Below are 17,780 nucleotides of genomic sequence, written 5' to 3'. Positions count from 1 at the left end.
ACCGGCCCGGCGACACGCGGCAGCGCTCTGGCGGATGCGACCGGGCCCGATACCGTGGATTCAATGACTGCGCGGCGCTCCGAAGCACCTGCGGCACTGGCACTCTCCAGCCTGGCGATGGCCGGGGTCATGTTGCTGCCCGGCGTGCCCGCCACCGCGAACGCCCTGGCGCCCTGGGCCCCGCCGCCGCTGAACGCCTGCGGCGAAACGGGATTCGATCCGCAGGCCCGGAAACCGAATCCGGACCTCCCGCCGCCGCCACCCCCGCCGGTGGACACCACCATCCACATCCAGCTCCCGGTCCCGAAGTTCACGCCGGTCCCGATCCCCGGACCCCGCCAGAACAACACCCGGATCGACCCGGCGCCGCTGCCCGCGGACCCGTGCGCCAACCCGTGCCCGGACATTCGCACCGACCAGAGCCCCCGGCCCGAGAACCTCCCGCCCGAGACCGAACCCGCCGAGCCGGGCGACGACGAGGACACCACCGACGAGCCGCCCACCACCGAGCCGGCACCCGAACCCGCGCCCCCGCCGCCGGCCAACAGCGGATCGGGCGGAATTCCGTTGCCGCGGCTGCAGATCGATCAGGTCCCCGAGACCATTCCGATCCCGATCCCCGGCGGGGAGCCCCCCGAACCGCAGCCGCAGCCCGCACCGGCCGTGCCGTCGCCGGCGCCCGCGCCGGTCGCCGCCCCCGTCGCCCCCGTCGCCCTCGACGCACTCGAGCTGGTGAACCAGGTGACCGGGCACGGCTCCAGCAACCGCACCGACATGCGCTGGTCGGTGGACGGCACCGACCTCGGCCTCATGTGGGAGACCGAGCCCGGGCGGATCGCCGTCGTGTTCGGCGACACCTTCGGCAAGGGCTGGGAGCCGGTCGGGGCGGGCAACGGCGACCAGGACTGGCGCAGCAACGCCATCGCCTTCAGCACCGAGCGCGACCTGTCCAAGGGCCTGGTGCTGGACACCTTCGCCCAGGACAGCCGCTGCCACGCGGCCGAGATCCTGGCCAGCCGCAAGGTCGACAACTTCGAGATCACCACCATCCCCACCTCGGGATTCGCGCTGCACGGCCGCCAGTACCTGACCTACATGTCGGTGGCGCGGTGGAGCCGCCTGAAGCCCGGCATGTGGTGGACCACCCTGGGCGGGCTGGCCTGGTCCGACGACGGCGGCGACACCTGGACCAAATCCGAATGGGCGCGCTGGGACAACGTTTTCGGACTCGGGCGGTTCCAGGTCATGGCGATGACCCCGCACGACGGGTACGCGTACATGTTCGGCACGCCCAACGGCCGGTTCGGCACCATCGCGCTGGCCCGGGTGCCCAGCGATCAGGTGCTCGACAAGTCGGCGTACCAGTACTGGATCGGCAACACCTGGGTACCCGCGTTCGGACCCGACGAATTACTGGCCACGCCGGTGATTTCCGGAACCGCCGGGGAGGTGTCGGTGCGCTACGACGCGTCGACGCGGCGGTGGCAGATGCTGTACCTGGACCTCGACCGGGGGGCGCTGGTGCTGCGCACCGCCGCCGAACCGCAGGGGACGTGGACCGATCCGGTGACGCTGGTCAACACCGGCGAATACCCCACCACCTACGGCGGATTCATCCATCCCTGGTCGAGCGGGAACGATCTGTACTTCACCATGTCGGCGTGGAACAGCTACAACGTGTACCTCATGCACGCCAAACTGAAGTAGCGCAACGGAATCCGTGCGGCCGCGCGGTCACTCGACGCGCCGGAAGCGCAGCGGCTGCCCCGGCCGGGCCTGCGCCACCGTGTCCACATCGGCGTCCACCACCACCGCGATCACCGGATAGCCGCCGGTGATCGGGTGATCCGCGAGGAAGACGACGGGCTGACCGCTGGGCGGCACCTGCACCGAACCCAAGGCCATACCCTCCGTGGGCAATTCACCGGCGACGCTGCGCCGCAACGCGGGCCCGCGTCGCCGGTCCAGCCGTGCGCCGATCCGGTCGGTGTCCGGCGACACCGTCCACTCGCCCGCGAAAAGCGCTGCGGCATCGGTGAACCAGTCGGCCCGCGGGCCGGGCACCGCGCGCACCGTGAGCAGGTCGTTGCCCAGCGCCGGAACCGGCGCGACGTCCACGATCGGCAGCGCGCGCGGCGGCGGGCCCACCGGCAGCAGGTCACCCGGGCGCAGCGGTTCGGGGCCGATGCCGGAGAGGGTGTCGCGGCTGCGGGAACCCAGCACCGGCGAGACCTCGATCCCGCCCCGCACCGCTACATAACTGCGCAGACCGGTGGCGGCGAGCCCCAGCCGAAGCCGTTGGCCCTCCTCGATTTCGAGCACGCTGGCCGTGCCCATCGGGCGGTCGTCGACGGTGACGGGGGCCGACGCGCCGGTCACCGCCACTGTGACATGCCGCTGGGCCAGTAGCTCCAATCCGCCCAGCAGCACTTCGATGCCCGCCGCGCCTTCGGAGTTGCCGACCAGTCGGTTCGCCAACCGGAGTGAGGCCCGGTCCGCGGCCCCGGCCGCGCCCACCCCCGAATCGAACCAGCCCGGACGGCCCAGATCCTGAATGGTGGCCAGCGGCCCCACCCGATCGACCCGCAGTGCGCTCATGACTTACCTCCCCGCGTCGACGAACCTGACCGGCGTCCCCGCCCGCACGAGGGCGGGCGGATCCCGGTCCACATCCCACATCGATGAATCGGTGGTGCCGATCAACTGCCATCCGCCCGGGCTGCGGCGCGGGTAGACGGCCGAATAGCCGCCCGCCAGGGCCACCGCGCCCGCCGGGATCGCGGTCCGCGACTGGGTGCGCCGCGGCACGGTCAGCCGGGCGTCGGGTGATTCCAGATAGCCGAAACCGGGCGCGAAACCCACGAAGGCGCAATGCCATACGGTCCCGGTGTGCTGGGCGACGACCTCGGCCTCGGACAGGCCGAGGAGGCGCGCGACCTCGGGCAGATCCTCGCCGTCGTAGCGGACCGGGATCACGACCGGTTCGCGGGGCGCGGCCCGCTCACCCCGATCGCCGACGGCGTCGTCACGAGTCCAGCCGTCGAGGGCGGAAGGCCGCGCCGGTGACCGCCGATCACCGGCACCGACCCGGGCCGCCGAGTCCAGCCGGTTCAGCAAGGCCAGCAACCGCTTTCGCACCGGCTCCCGCGACCGCGGCGAATCCAGGGTCACCAGCACGGTTTCGGCGGCGGGCAGGACATCCAGCACGCCACGCGGCCGCGGCTCCAGCGCGGACACCAGCGCGGCGACCATGGCGTGGTGCGGTGGAATCACCAGCAGCGCACGGTCACCCGCCGCCCGCACCTCGCCGGCGGCGTCGATCTGCCGGGGATCGGTCATGGCACACCATTCCCGATCAGGTGAAAGCCCGCACGGGCGTACCGGATTCGTCGAGTGCCGCGCGGATCCGGCGCGCCATCTCGACCGCCGCCGGCGTGTCGCCGTGCACGCAGATGCTGGCCGCCGTCACCGCCACCGTGCCGCCGTCCACGGCCGTCGCCTTGCCGTCCCGCGCGATCGACAGCGCCTGCGCCACCGCCGCGTCCGCGCCGAGTACGGCGCCGGGCAGCCCACGCGGGGCGAGCAGACCCTCCGGCGTATAGGCGCGATCGGCGAAACCCTCACCCACGAACGGAGTTCCGGCCGCCCGGGCCGCGTGCTCGAGCTCCGTGCCCGCCGGGCCCAGCAGGGCCAGATCGGTGTCGAAGTCGCGCAGCGCCGCGACGATCGCGTCGGCCAGCGCCCGGTCGGCGGCCGCCTGGTGATACAGCGCGCCATGGGGTTTCACGTAGCGGACCCGGTCCCCGGCCGCGGCGGCGAAGCCGGCCAGCGCGCCGATCTGATACAGCGTCTCGTCCCGCAGGTCGTCCGGGGTGACGGCGATGGCGCGGCGGCCGAACCCGGCCAGATCGCGATGGCCCACGTGCGCGCCGATCCGGACGCCCTTCTCCACGGCCAGGGCGCAGGTGCGGCGCATGATGGCCGGATCGCCCGCGTGGAAGCCGCAGGCGATGTTCGCGCTGGTGACCACGTCCAGCATGGCGGCGTCATCGCCCATGGCCCAGTCGCCGAAACCCTCACCGAGGTCGCTGTTCAGATCCAGCGTCATCCGCGTCCTCCCGCTGTCGTCGTGATCCGATTGTGGGCGCGCCCGCATCCGGCGACAAGAATGTCACGACAGAAACTGTGTCATGGATCACAGCAATGTGCGGCCGGTTCCGGCGGCGGTCCAGGCATCAATACGCGTAGACGTCCACCCGACATCCCGGTCGTGCAGGCGGGCGGACACCTCGATCCCGGTCACGGCGTCAGCTCTCCCAGCAGGGCGCCCAGGTGGCGCGGCGCGGGGGAGCCGTGCGCGAGCATCGCGTCGTGCCAGTCCCGCAGGGGAGTGGCGGCGGGGCGCGCGGCGGCCAGCGCGGCCACCTCGGTGTAGCCGACGAAATAGGTGGAGAGCTGGGTGAAGGTGAGCAGGGTGCGACGCCATTTGCCGGCGGCCTCGCCCTCCTCCTGGAAGCCGCGGTCGAGCATCAGGCGCATGGCCTCGGACTCGGTCATGGCGTCGCAGTGCACGGACTGGTCCAGGATGGCGTTGATGGTCATGCGGAGGTGGGACTTCAACTGCTGCAACCGGACCGGGAGCCCGCCGAAACCGGTGTCGGCCATGAGCTTCTCGGTGTAGACGGCCCAGCCCTCGATGAAGGTCCCGCTCGAGCACAATGCGCGGACCGCGGTCGAACCGCGGAAGCGGCGGGCCCGCGCCAACTGGAGATAGTGGCCGGGCATGGCCTCGTGCACGGTCAGATTGCGCATCATGTGGTCGTTGTATTCGCGATAGAACGACGCCGCCCGCTCCGGCGACCACCCCTCCGGAGTCGGGGCGATGGCGAAGAAGGTAGGGAGCTCTGCGGTTTCGAGCGGACCCACCGAATCGCAGTAGGCCACCGCCACCCCGCGCGCGAATTCCGGCATCTCCTGGATCACCAGCGGGTCCTCGACCAGCGACGCCAGGTCGTGCTCGCGGACGAAGGCGGTGGCCTCGGCGAGCGCGTCGGTGGCCACGGCCACCACCGTGTCGTTCGACGGGCGCTCGGCCGACACCCGCTCCAGCGCGCGGCGCACGGTGTCGTCGTCGGGGTGCGCGACGCCGAGCAGTTCACCCGCCGCCGAACGGATTTCGCCGGTCAGCTGCTCGAGATGACGATGGGCGCGGTCCAGGATCTCCCGCGAGCCCAGTTCGGTGTCGAGGGTGTGCCAGAGCTTCGCCTCCCACAACCGACGGCCCAGGCGCGGATCACGGTCCGCGCCGTCCAGGCGACCGGCCAGCCAGGAGGTGAACTCCTGCAGCGCCGACACCGCACCGGCGGCGGCGGGCTCGATGACGAACCCGGGCGCCTCGGCGGCCAGCGCCGGCACCTGGTCGCGCAGCAGCGCGGCCACCCCGGCGAACTGGCCGATCGCGGTTTCGGCATGGACGCCCGGCATGTCACCGAGCACCGCGCGCGCCGTGGCCAGCGCGTCCGGCAGCGCGGTGAGCCGGGCACGCAGCGCCTCCAGCCGCACCTCGGCGGGCGCGAACGGGCGGGCGATCAGGTGATGCAGCAGCGGACCGGGATTGTGCACCAGCGGATTCCACTCGTGCTCGCGGATCTCGGTGAGCTCGAAGAGCAGGCCGTCTACCCGCTGCTGCAGCAAGGCCAGATCGACGCCGTCCTCCGGCGCGAGGTCGTCGGGATCCACCTCGGCCAACGTGTGCGAGGCGTCGCGCAGCAGCGCGACCCGCTCGGCCACCGCACCCGGCGACAGATCCGGCAGCCGGTCATCGGCGCGATGATCACCGACCTCGGCGGCCAGGTGCGGATCGGCGGTCAGCAGCGCATCGACGATGCGCTCGGCACGGGAGGCGAAGATCGGCGACATGGTGGTCACGTTAGCGTTCCGATACATCCGCGAGTACGGATGACAAGAGGCGCCGGGAGTGTTCCTGTTCACCTTCGCCACCCTGGTGTCGCCACCGGCGGCCAGTACGCTCGAAGCAATCATGGCCACGTATTTCGATCCGAAGGCCTGGTCACCCCTGCGCGCGGTGGACCTGGGCATGGACCTCGGAAAACGCTTGTTCGACCAGGTCTGGGTGGAGCAATGGACGAGCTTCACCAGCGCCTGGCTCGAACCGGCCGCCGACTTCGGGTCCGGAACCGTCACCGCGCTGATGCCCGATGTCCTCATGACCCTGCTGTCCGAAGGCATCCTCAGCCAGTTCGGCGGCCAGGAGGTCAGCGCCACCCTGCTCGGCAGCGATATGCGGGCCACCCTGCACACGCTCAAGGTGCGGCGGCGCGGCGCGCACTTCCAAGCAAAGACCGTGCTCACCGGACTGCTCTGGAACACCCACCCGATCGAGGAACTGACCGTCATCGCCCACGGGCTGCGGCTCATCCCCGGCGTCCCCACCAAGGTCCGCACCTCACAGCTCGACCTCACCGGCGTGATAACCCTTGCGGCACTGTTGGAATGGATCAACAGCTGGCAGCCCGACTGGGAACTGGAACGCGCCGACGACGGACTGATCCTGGCTCGGCACCGGCGGCGCCGGATCCGGGCGCTGGCCGCCGCCGAGGTCATCGACAACGTCCTGTCGATCACCGTGCACCGCGCGCACTGGCGAAAAGTCCGCGCGCCCAAGCGGTTCACCACGCTCAACCCGATTCCGCTGACCGGGCTACCCAGTCAGGCGCGGATCAGCCGAGCCGAACTGGTCGGCGAGCATGTGTTCTTCCGCATCGACCTGCCGGGCATCACCGGCTCGTTCGATCTCGCGCAGATCCGATCGGCCATCGTCGCGGGGACGACGCTGATCATCTTCTGACGCAACGCCTTACCGCTGGGCCGGACACTACTTCTGCGTCGGCCACCATTCGACCAGGGCCGCCTCGGCTTCATCGCGGGTCATCGGACCGCGGTCCAGGCGCAGTTCCTTCAGGAAACGCCACGCCTTGCCGACATCCGGGCCCGGCTTCAGATCCAGCAGCTCCATGATCGCGTTGCCGTCCAGGTCCGGCCGCACCCGCGCCAGATCCTCCTGCTCGGCCAGCACCGCGATGCGCGTCTCCAGCCCGTCGTAGGTCGAACGCAGCGCGGCGGCCCGGCGCTTGTTGCGGGTGGTGCAGTCGGCGCGAACCAGCTTGTGCAGGCGGGGGAGCAGGTCGCCGCCGTCGGTCACGTAGCGGCGCACCGCCGAATCGGTCCACTGACCCTTGCCGTAGCCGTGGAAACGCAGGTGCAGGTACACCAGCCGCGCCACATCCTCGGTGAACTGCTTGGGATACTTCAAGGCGCGCAGGCGTTTTCGCACCATCTTCGCGCCAACCACCTCGTGATGGTGGAAGCTGACGCCGCCACCGGGCTCATTGCGCTTGGTCGGCGGCTTCCCGATGTCGTGCAGCAGGGCTGCCCACCGCAAGACCAGGTCCGGATCGCCCTCCTCCTGATCGATGGCCTGGCGCAGCACGGTCAGCGAATGCTGGTAGACGTCCTTGTGCTGGTGGTGCTCGTCGATCTCCAGCTGCATGGCCGGAACCTCGGGCAGCACCCGCTCGGCCAGACCGGTCTCGACCATGATGTCGATGCCATCGGTCGGGTACTCGCCGCCGATCAGCTTGTCCAGCTCGGCCTGCACCCGCTCGGCGGTGATGCGGTCGATCTCGGGAGCCATCTCCACGATCGCCGCCCGCACCCGCGGGGCCAGCTCGAAACCCAGCTGCGAGACGAACCGCGCGCCGCGCAGCATGCGCAGCGGATCGTCGGCGAACGAATCCTGCGGCAGCGCAGGTGTATCCAGGACACCGGCCAGCAGCGCCTCGACACCGCCCAGCGGGTCCACGAACTCCAGCTCGCCCAGCGAGCCGATCCGCACCGCCATGGCGTTCACCGTGAAGTCCCGGCGCACCAGATCACCCTCGAGGGTGTCGCCGAAGGTGACCTCCGGATTGCGGGAGACCCGATCGTAGGCGTCGCTGCGGAACGTGGTGATCTCCAGCTGCTGGCCGTCCTTGGCCGCGCTCACCGTGCCGAAGGCCAGGCCGCCGGTATCCCACAGGTTGTCGGCCCAGCCGCGCATCAACTCCTGCACCACCTCGGGGCGGGCGTCGGTGGTGAAATCCAGATCGGTGCCGAGCCGGCCCAGCACCGCGTCGCGGACGCTGCCACCGACCAGATACAGGTGATGGCCGTGCGCGGCGAACAGTTCGCCGAGGGGAGTCAGCACTTCCGAGAGCCTGCCGAGGGTTATCGCCGCCGCCGCCAGCAAACGAGTACGGCGATCCTCGACAAGCGCGGGGTGACGGAGCGCTGCTTCCTCGGACTTCGGCGAAACCACGAAGACGCAGCTTAGTCGCACGTGGGCGCAATTCCCGAATAGTGTCCCGCGACCCGGTGCGGGCATCCGGCGTGCCGCCTCACGACCGGTGTCTACCTGCTATGAGAGCTCTGTATATATAGGAGCCACCGCGCTGGGGCGGGCAGAGCCGCCCTCCCCTATAGACTGACGCAGTGTCCCCGGCCGATCGTGCGAACAGTCGACGCCGCCAGCCCCGGCGGCGTGGTTCGGCCGGTAATGCGGCGAAAGCTACCGGCGCGGCGAAACCGCGCATGCGCACCGTCCGCGAGACCTCCGCGGGCGGACTCGTGGTGGACGGCCTCGACGGCCCCAGCGAGAAGCGCTGCGCCGCCCTCATCGGGCGCACCGACCGGCGCGGACGCCTGCTCTGGTCCCTGCCCAAGGGACACATCGAAGAAGGCGAGACCTCCGAGCAGACCGCCATCCGGGAAGTCCAGGAGGAGACCGGCATCCACGGCACCGTGGTCGCCGAACTCGGCAGCATCGACTACTGGTTCGTCACCGAGGGCCGGCGGGTACACAAGACCGTGCACCATTACCTGATGCGCTCACTGGGCGGTGAGCTCTCCGACGCCGACGTCGAGGTCACCAAGGTGGCCTGGGTTCCCTTGAGCGAGCTGGACTCCCGGCTCGCCTACGCTGACGAACGCAGGCTGGCCGAGGTCGCCAACCGGCTGATCGACCGGATGGAGAACGGCAGACAATGACGCGTGCGGGATCGCGGCGCACGCTGCTGTCACTCGTCGCGGTAATGCTGGCGGTGCTCACGTCACTGGGAATCGGCCCGGGAATCGGCACGCCCATTGCCGCCGCCGAACCCACCGGCAGCGGTAGCGGACAGAACAGTGGACCCAAATTCCTGAAACTGTCACTGGATTCGGTGACACCGACCGCCATCACGGCCGGCAGCGACCCCTACTTCGTGGTGTCGGGCACCGTGACCAATATCGGCGACCGGCCGGTCGACGACGTCAGCGTGCGCATCCAGCGCGGCGCGGCCGTCACCAACCCCAGCGCGCTGCGCACCACGCTGCGCCTGGACCAGGCCAGTTACGACGTCGCCGGTGAATTCCAGGACGTCGCAGACCGATTGACCGCCGGACAGCGCAAGCAGTTCAGCGTCACCGTCGCCCTGCACTCCGGAACCGAGCTGCCCAGCGACATCTCGTCGCTGAACATCGACGCGCCCGGCGTCTACCCGCTGCTGCTCAATGTGAACGGGCAACCCGCCTACGGCGGCCAGGCCCGGCTCGACGACGCCCGCTTCCTGCTGCCGGTGCTCGGCGTGCCCGGCGGCGCCGACCCCAAACACGCGCCCGGCCAGCCCGTCCCGTCCGTCGTCGACGCCCCGCCGGTCGCCACCACCCTGCTCTGGCCGCTGGCCGACCGGCCCCGCCTGGTCGCCGGGCAGCCCGGCGCACCCGACGCCCAGGCCCTGCTCACCGACGACGACCTCGCCGCCTCACTGGCCCAGGGCGGGCGGCTCGACCAGCTGCTCTCGGCTCTGGAGAGCATCGTCAAACCCGACAGCGCCCGCGATCGCAGCCTGATCAACGCGGTCTGCCTGGCCGTCGACCCGGACCTGCTGATCACCGTGTCCGACATGACCAGGGACTACCGGGTGCTGGCCAGCCCCTCCGACCCCGAAGGACCCACCCGGTCCGGCAGCGGCGGCCGCGCCGCCAAGGCGTGGCTGGAACGACTGCGCACGCTCGCGCCCGGAATGTGCGTGACCGCACTGCCGTTCGCGCAGGTCGACCCGAACGCGCTGGCCGCGGCCGGGGACGTCACGCTCGCCGACCGCGCGCTCAACGCGCCCGCCGACCTCGTCGACTCCGTACTCGGCGTGAAATCGGTGCGTGGCGTGGCCATTCCGGACGCGGGCACCGTCGACAACGAGGGCGCCGCGCTCTTCGCGCACCACGGCTTCACCACCACCGTGCTCGCCGACAACGCGGTCGCACCGGCCGACGGCCGCTCCAACCTGCTCACCGCCAAGACGCCGCCCGCGACCCCCGCGGCGCCCGGCGTCGCACCCGAACCCGGCACCCCCGACATGGTCACCCTGGCCGACGTCAGCCCGCCGCCCGCCGGCGGCACCACCACGCAGCCCGCACCGGCCGCGCCGCACGCCGCCACCTTCGACATCTGGGCCGCCACCGCGCTCGCCGCCATCGGATCCAACCCGCCGACCCCGCCCTTCACCCCGGACAAGGCCCGCTACGACGTCACCGTCGACTCGCGCGCCGCCCGGTTGCAGGACGCGCTCGGGGCCGTCGCCTGGACCGCGCTCAACCCACAGCCCGGCCGTCCGCGTTCCGCGCTGCTGGTGCCGCCGCAGCAGTGGGGGGCCAACCGGGACGAGGCCTCCTCCGTTCTCGCCCTGCTGGACCTGCAGCTGCGCAACAACCTCGCCACTCCGCGACCGCTCACCGAACTGCTTGCGCAACAGCCCGATCCGCAGCCCTACACGCTCGACTATCTGGAGCAGGCCGCCGACGACGCGGTCCCCGCGCACTACGCCGAACCCGTGCACCAGCAGGGCCAGCGCATCACCGAACTGATGAGCGCGCTGGTGGACGTGCCGCAGCAGGAACTCAGCCCGCGCGCCTTCCTCACCCCGCTGCGCGACGACCTGATCCGGGTGCTGTCGCTGACCGACCGCCGGGCCGGGGGCGCCGCCGCCGACACCAATGCCCAGCGGCGGCTGGACCAGACCACCAAAACCATGAACAACCTGTACGGATCGGTGACCGTGCTGCCGCCCGGCGGCGTCTACACCCTCGCCTCCGAACAGAGCCCGCTGCTGCTGGTCGCCCGCAACGACCTGCCGGTGGCCATCCGGGTGCGCTTCAAGATCAACGCACCGGCCGAGACGAATATCACCGATATCGGCGAACAGCAGCTGCCGGCCAAGGGAAACCGGTCCTTCCAGATCCCGACCGAGGTCTCCGACAGCCGAAACCTGGCCATTCCGATCGGACTCAGCACACCGGACGGCGTGCCGCTCGGCAACGCGGTATCGGTATCGGTGCGATCCAACGCCTACGGTCAGGTGTTGGCAATAATTACGGCGAGCGCCTGTGCACTCCTGCTCCTGCTGGTCGGTCGCCGGCTCTGGCACCGCTTCCGCGGACAGTCCGATCCGGCCGACGAGGAGGGGTTCGACGCCGGCGCCGCCCACGGTCCCGAGCAGGACGGCCGCGGGCGCAAGCAGGACATGAAACGACAGGAGGCACGGTGAGCGAGTACGGCGGGCCACGCTCATCCGGCCGACCGGAGGACTCATCGGGCCGGGCCGCGGGCCACCCCGGACATCACGAAGGACAGGGCGGGCGGCAGGACGGGCCCGACGGGCCGCAGCAGGCGCGCCGCGCCCCCTCCGCGCCGTGGGAACGCGGCGCGCCCCGCCCCGGACCGCGTGGTCCGCAGGGCCCCGCCTCCGGAGCACAGCGAGCGGTTCCCGGTAATCCGCAGGGCATTCCGGGCCGCCCCTATCCGGGTCAACCGACCGGTCCGCAACGACACGTCCCCGCGCCCGGCGAATCCGGGCCCATCATGCGACGACCCCAGCAGGGCCGCCCCGAACCCGCCGCCGGCCACGTCCCGCCCGAAGAGCGCTACCACTGGGGACATCCCGGTGCCGCGGGTAATCGCGCGCCCGGAACCGGGCCCATCTCGATGCCACCCGACGCCCAGCGCTACCCGACGCCCCCCATGTCGAATCCGCGCCCGATGGCCGCACCGCGCCCTGGACCGCCGACCGGGCCACAGCGGCAAGCCAATTCGGGCCGGCAGGCCGTGGTCACCGCACCGCGCGCCGAGGAGAAGCCGGACAACTCCAACGCCAAACTCGTGCGCGACACCGGCTCGCTCGCGCTGGCGACGCTGATCAGCCGCATCACCGGATTCGCGAAACAGGCGCTGCTGCTGACCGTGCTCGGCCCGGCCATCGCCAGTGCCTTCACCATCGCCAGCTCGATCCCCAACATGATCTCCGAGCTGCTGCTCGGCGCGGTGCTCACCGCCATCGTGGTGCCCACCCTGGTCCGCGCCGAACGCGAGGACGCCGACGGGGGAGCGGCCTTCGTCCGACGGTTGTTCACCACCGCGCTCACCGTGCTCGGCACCGGAACCGTCATCGCGCTGATCCTGACCCCGGTGCTCACCGAGCACGTCTTCCTGTCCAGCGACAGCAAGGTCAACTCCGCACTCACCACGGCGCTGACCTTCATGTTGGTGCCCGCCGTGCTGCTGTACGGCATGTCGGCGCTGCTCATGGCGATCCTGAACACCCACCAGGTGTTCAAACCCGGCGCCTGGGCGCCGGTGCTCAACAACTGCGTCGCCCTGGTGGTGCTCGGGCTCTACGCCCTGCTACCCGGCGAGCTGACGCTGAACCCGGTCCGGATGGGCGAACCCAAACTGCTGCTGCTCGGCATCGGCACCACCGTCGGCGTCGCCGTCCAGGTCGCCACCCTGCTGCCCGCCATCCGCCGCGAAGGCATCGACCTGCGGCCGCTGTGGGGCGTCGACGCCCGGCTCAAGCAGTTCGGCGGCATGGCCGCGGCCATCATCCTGTACGTGCTGATCAGCCAGATCGGCTTCAGCTTCACCCTGCGCGTGGCCTCGCACGCCGACGTCGCGGGCCCGACCATCTACCAGAACGCGTGGCTGCTGCTGCAGCTGCCGTGGGGCGTGCTCGGCGTGACCCTGCTGACCGCGATCATGCCGCGACTCAGCCGCAACGCCGCCGCCGACGACACACCGGCCGTGGTCGACGACCTGAGCGCGGCCACCCGGCTCACCATGATCGCGCTGGTGCCGATCGTCACCTTCCTGACCTTCGCCGGCACCCAGATCGGTGAGGCCATCTACGGGTACGGCCGCTTCGGCGGCGACGCGGCCCGCCTCGGCGAAGCCGTGTCCTGGTCCGCGTTCAACCTGATCCCGTACGCGCTGGTGCTGATCCACCTGCGCGTCTTCTACGCCCGCGAACAGGCGTGGACGCCCACCTGGATCATCCTCGGCATCACCAGCGTGCAGATCACGCTGTCGGCGCTGGCGCCGGTGTTCTTCTCACCCGAGCACGTGGTCATCGCGCTCGGCGTGGCCCGCGGGCTCGGCTTCGTCACCGGCGCGATGATCGGCGGCTGGCTGCTGCACCGCAGCCTCGGCGATCTGCGGATGGCCAATGTCGGCCAGACCATCACGCGCGTCGTGCTCGCCTCGCTGGCGGGCGGCGCGGTGCTGCTCATCGTGGACAAGGTGCTGGGCCTGCACCGGCTCTCGGACTCCTTCGGCGGCTTCGGCTCGCTCATCCGGGTCGGCATCACCGCGATCGTCATGTTCGGCGTGGCCTTCGGGCTGATGCGCCTGCTCGGCATCCCCGAGATCGTGGCCATCACCGTCGCCGTGTCGCGGCGGCTCGGCTTCACGCCGCCGGCCCCGGATCTGGACCTCGACGGCACCCCGCTCGAGGACCTCCACGAGACCACCCTGCTGCCCAAACCGGACCTGCGCGCCGCGCCGTACTACTACCGCTTCGATCCGTACCTCGACGCGCAGACCATGGTGCTTCCGGTCATCCGACCCGATGCGGTTGAACTCACCGAGAAGGTGGAGTTCCCGTACCCTGTTCGGCAGGCAAACGCAACTGCCCAAACCGGCCTGCCCGCGGACAGCTCCCGCGGCGCGCCGGATGCCGCCCGGAACCCCGACGGCGGCTTCCGCACTACTCCGGAGGCCGCAGCGGCGGGTCCGGCGCCGACACATCGGTCTTCGAGATATGAGGGCGAAGGAGGACAGAGGGTGAGCGACGACGCGGCGGGCGGTGTTCCGGCCGCCGAATCCGCACAGGCCGCGGGCGGCGGGCTCTCCACGGACACCCCTCCGGCCGGCGAGGCCGGCGGAAAGCCCGGGGTCAGAGCCGAGTCCGCGGACCGCAAGAGCGGTTCCGGCGGACCGGAGGAACTACCGGAGGACCAGGACCACGCGGGTCCCGAAACCGGTGTCTACGAGGCCATCTCACCGCAGATGCCGCCCATGCGGGTGGAATCGCCGACCAAGCGGATCCAGCGCGGCCCCAAGCTGACCCCCGGCGCCTCCGTGGCGGGCGGCCGCTACCGGCTGCTGGCCGGGCACGGCGGCGCACGCGGCCTGCGCTTCTGGCAGGCCCTGGACGTGAAGCTCGACCGCGAGGTGGCCCTCACCTTCGTCGACGCCGACCAGGAGGCCACCGAGAACTCCGGGCACGACGGACCGCAGGCCATCCTGTCCCGCACCCTGCGCCTGGGCCGGATCAACTCGCCCGGCCTGGCCCGCGTCCTGGACGTGGTGCGCGGCTCCTCCGGCGGCATCGTGGTGGCCGAATGGACGCCCGGCCGCTCGCTCAAGGAGATGGCCGACACCGTGCCGTCCCCGATCGGCGCGGCCCGCGCCATCCGGGCGCTGGCGGCCGCGGCCGAGATGGCGCACCGCGGCGGCGGCTCGCTGTCCATCGACCACCCCGACCGGGTGCGGATCAGCGCCTCCGGCGACGCCGTGCTGGCCTTCCCCGGCACCCTGTCCGACTCCGACGCCCAGTCCGACGTGCGCGGGCTCGGCGCCATGCTCTACGCGCTCATCACCGCGCACTGGCCCATCCGCCCCGGCGGCATCTCCGGCACCGCGATCACCGTCGGCGGACTGCCACTGGCCGATTTCGGGCCCGACGGAACCCCGGTGGAGCCCCGCAACATCCGTCCCGAGGTGCCCTTCGAGATCTCCGCGGTCGCGGTGCGCTCGCTGGAGTCCAACAAGGGCGTCCGCACCGCCGCCACCGTCCAGCACGTGCTGGAGCAGGCGTCGGTGGTGGACCAGAAGACCGACTTCATCCCGGTGCTGCGGCTCGGGCAGAAGCCGCCCAGCGCACCCGACGAGACCCTCGCCGATCCGGAACTGCTCGCCGCCGAGAAGGAACGCTCGCAGCGGATGATGTGGATCCTGGTCGGACTCGGCGTGCTGGCCGCGCTCGTGGTCGGCGTCATCATCTGGTGGCTGCTGAGCGTGTTCGCGCCCGGCTCCTCCAACGCGCCGCTCAACGAACAGCGCAATATCGGCCTCACCACCTCGGCGACGCCGCCGCCCAGCCCGGGCGCGGCCACCCAGACCCCGGTTGGCGCGCCGCCCGTCGGCGGTGTGCCGGTGCCGGTCACCGGCGCGACGGTGTTCTCCCCGGAGGGCACCCCGGACAATGTGGGCAGCGTCGGGGCCGTGCTGGACAACAACCCCACCACCACCTGGCGCAGCGACGCCTACTTCCAGCAGTTCCCGGCCCTCAAGAAGGGCGTGGGCGTGCTCGCCACCCTCGGCAGCCCGTCCAAGCTGACCAAGGTGAGCATCGAATCGCCTTCGCCCGGAACGCAGGTCGAGATCCGCACCTCGCCGACCGCCTCCCCGACCCTCGACCAGACCCAGCTGGTCGGGTCGGCGGTGCTCGGCGAGGGTACGACCGAGATCCCGGTGCGCGCCGACCAGCCCGCCCGGTACGTGCTCCTGTGGATCACCCAGCTCGCGAACAACGGTGGCCAGTTCCAGTCGGCCATCGCCGAAATCCGCTTCGAAGCAAGTGCCTGACGGGCTCTTCCGACGTCCTCAGCGCTGACCGCCACCAGGTCGCTTGATACGAACCAAACGCCCGCTACCTGCGCATTCTCGCGCGATTCACCGCTGCTGAACCGTTGTCCCCGATATGATCTTGACACTCTCGGCATGGGGAGTTCGCCGCTCTGAGGGGATGCATTGTCGTCACCGAACGCAGTGTCAGCATCGAGGACAGAGTCACCGTCGACCGCGAGCGATCGCGAACTATTGGCCGCGCACGCCGCGGGCGCACCGCACGCCTTCGCCGAACTGTTCCGCCGCCATCGCGACCACCTCTACCAAACCGCGCTACGCGCCTCCTACAGTCCCGAGGACGCCGCCGACTCGCTCCAGGACGCCCTGCTGTCCGCGCATCGCGGCGCGGCCGGATTCCGCGGCGACGCCGAGGTCCGCAGCTGGATGCACCGCATCGTGGTCAACGCCTGCCTGGACCGCATCCGCCGTAACAAACTGCGCCGCACCGAACCGCTGTCCGAGGACACCGCCGACGAGCCCGCTTGTCCGCGAGACGATTTCGCGGCCCTGGAGGCCAGCCTACTGGTCGACGCGGCACTGTTCACGCTGCCCGCCGACCAGCGCACCGCACTGGTCGCGGTGGAACTCGAGGGCTACTCCATCGCGGATGCCGCTGCCCTGCTGGGCATCCCGGAGGGCACGGTCAAGAGCCGCTGCGCCCGCGGCCGCCGTAGGCTCGAGATGAAACTTCGCGAATAGGACGTTTGCACCCCGACACAGCCGGGCAATGAACACCTGAATTCCGCTCGAACACCGCACTATTGGGGGAACCTTGTACGGTTCCCGTACGTCCGATACGAAGACAGGTCTGTGATTCCCACTCGACGCCCTGGAGGGGCAATGGAGGAAACCTTCTCCACCGAGCTGCTGGCCGATCTGCACGGCGGCAGCCTGCCGCCGGAGCAGGCCGCACGGCTCTGGCCCGCGGTCCGGCGCGACCCGGAGGCCATGCGCTACCTCGAGGCCCTCGACGGCATCGACGACCGGCTGCGCGAACTCGGACGCGACGAGAACATCACCCGCCCCATCCCCACCGACGTGGCCGACCGCTTGGAACGCATGATCGACGACCTCGCGGCCGGGGACACCCCTATCCCCACCGCACCCATGCCGGTCCTCGACGGCTCCATCTTCGCCACCGGCCGCCTCGACCCCCGCGAACTCGAGGAACCGCTCCTCCCGCCGGACCTGGACGAGGACGAGACCGAGCCCGCCGAGTTCACCGAACGCCCGTCCCGCCGCCTGCGCTGGCTCACCGCCGCCGCGGCCGCCGCCGCCCTGGCCGCGGGCGCCGTCGTCGCCGTGGACGCCCTGAGCACCCGCCCGACCACCCCGGCCGCCCAGCCCAGCGCCGACGAACTGGACCCCGCCCTCTCACCCGGCGTCGTCCTGACCGCCATGGGCCGCCACGACATCACCGGCCCCCTGGCCGCGGGCACCGCCCTCAGAGACTGCCTACGCGCCGCCGATCTGGACCGCCAGGTCCTCGGTAGCCGCAGCGTCGTGTTCTCCGGCACCCCGGGTGTCCTGGTCCTGCTCCAAGGCCCGAAAGCGCCACAGATCACTGCGGCCGTGCTCGGAACGAACTGCGCGCCCGGCCATCCGCAGGTCCTCGGCCGCACCGATATCGGCTAGCCCGTCCGCGAACCCGCCGCAGCGAGCGGAGGCGATCAAGCCCGGGAATGACAGCGTTTAGGCTGTTGTTGACCGGTTCGCTCACGCT

Annotated in this window: 12 protein-coding genes; 7 read left to right on the top strand and 5 right to left on the bottom strand. The window is 70.9% G+C overall.

Translation table 11 applies throughout. From position 1 onward, the window contains the following. Positions 1-63 precede the first annotated feature (63 nt). Positions 64-1,707, top strand: a complete 1,644-nt coding sequence (locus ACWEOI_RS05515) for a DUF4185 domain-containing protein (protein ID WP_452359016.1) — start codon at positions 64-66, stop codon at positions 1,705-1,707. A 27-nt stretch (positions 1,708-1,734) separates the two neighbouring features. Here ACWEOI_RS05515 and ACWEOI_RS05510 read toward each other — a convergent pair whose 3' ends face one another. From ACWEOI_RS05510 to ACWEOI_RS05495, 4 genes are all read right to left on the bottom strand, one after another. Continuing rightward, the gene (locus ACWEOI_RS05510; RefSeq protein WP_433669505.1) at positions 1,735-2,598 is read right to left on the bottom strand and encodes a 5-oxoprolinase/urea amidolyase family protein; all 864 of its coding nucleotides are present in this window, start codon (positions 2,596-2,598) and stop codon (positions 1,735-1,737) included. A gap of 3 nt (positions 2,599-2,601) precedes the next feature. Next, entirely contained in the window at positions 2,602-3,339 is a 738-nt protein-coding gene (locus tag ACWEOI_RS05505) for a 5-oxoprolinase subunit B family protein (protein ID WP_452359015.1), read from the bottom strand. A gap of 16 nt (positions 3,340-3,355) precedes the next feature. Then, positions 3,356-4,108: a 5-oxoprolinase subunit PxpA gene (locus ACWEOI_RS05500; protein ID WP_433669509.1), complete on the bottom strand. Its 753-nt coding sequence runs from the start codon at positions 4,106-4,108 to the stop codon at positions 3,356-3,358. A gap of 191 nt (positions 4,109-4,299) precedes the next feature. After that, entirely contained in the window at positions 4,300-5,919 is a 1,620-nt protein-coding gene (locus ACWEOI_RS05495) for a DUF885 domain-containing protein (RefSeq protein ID WP_452359014.1), read from the bottom strand. Positions 5,920-5,977: 58 nt separating this feature from the next. Between ACWEOI_RS05495 and ACWEOI_RS05490 the strand changes: the two genes are divergently transcribed. After that, complete coding sequence (locus tag ACWEOI_RS05490) at positions 5,978-6,868, top strand: hypothetical protein (protein WP_433669511.1); 891 nt, start codon at positions 5,978-5,980, stop codon at positions 6,866-6,868. A 27-nt stretch (positions 6,869-6,895) separates the two neighbouring features. Here the strand turns inward: ACWEOI_RS05490 and ACWEOI_RS05485 are convergent, their stop codons facing one another. Then, positions 6,896-8,377 (bottom strand): CCA tRNA nucleotidyltransferase, encoded by a 1,482-nt coding sequence (locus tag ACWEOI_RS05485; RefSeq protein ID WP_433669512.1) that lies wholly within the window; start codon positions 8,375-8,377, stop codon positions 6,896-6,898. A gap of 173 nt (positions 8,378-8,550) precedes the next feature. On the opposite strand from ACWEOI_RS05485, the gene ACWEOI_RS05480 reads away from it, so the two are divergent. The 5 genes from ACWEOI_RS05480 to ACWEOI_RS05460 all read left to right on the top strand — a co-directional run bounded on the left by ACWEOI_RS05480 (position 8,551) and on the right by ACWEOI_RS05460 (position 17,692). Continuing rightward, positions 8,551-9,105, top strand: coding sequence for an NUDIX hydrolase (locus ACWEOI_RS05480; RefSeq protein ID WP_357088536.1), 555 nt, complete (start codon positions 8,551-8,553; stop codon positions 9,103-9,105). Continuing rightward, positions 9,102-11,642, top strand: coding sequence for a DUF6049 family protein (locus tag ACWEOI_RS05475; protein WP_452359013.1), 2,541 nt, complete (start codon positions 9,102-9,104; stop codon positions 11,640-11,642). The genes ACWEOI_RS05480 and ACWEOI_RS05475 overlap by 4 nt, the downstream gene beginning before the upstream one ends. A gap of 473 nt (positions 11,643-12,115) precedes the next feature. Continuing rightward, positions 12,116-16,015, top strand: a complete 3,900-nt coding sequence (locus tag ACWEOI_RS05470; RefSeq protein ID WP_433673531.1) for a lipid II flippase MurJ — start codon at positions 12,116-12,118, stop codon at positions 16,013-16,015. Between the two features lie 183 nt (positions 16,016-16,198). Continuing rightward, positions 16,199-16,756 (top strand): RNA polymerase sigma factor SigM, encoded by a 558-nt coding sequence (sigM, locus tag ACWEOI_RS05465; protein ID WP_452359012.1) that lies wholly within the window; start codon positions 16,199-16,201, stop codon positions 16,754-16,756. 141 nt (positions 16,757-16,897) lie between these two features. Continuing rightward, positions 16,898-17,692 (top strand): hypothetical protein, encoded by a 795-nt coding sequence (locus ACWEOI_RS05460; protein ID WP_433669517.1) that lies wholly within the window; start codon positions 16,898-16,900, stop codon positions 17,690-17,692. Positions 17,693-17,780 lie beyond the last annotated feature (88 nt).

Source organism: Nocardia sp. NPDC004340, from assembly GCF_053602575.1.
This window is presented reverse-complemented; position numbering and strand designations above follow the sequence as displayed.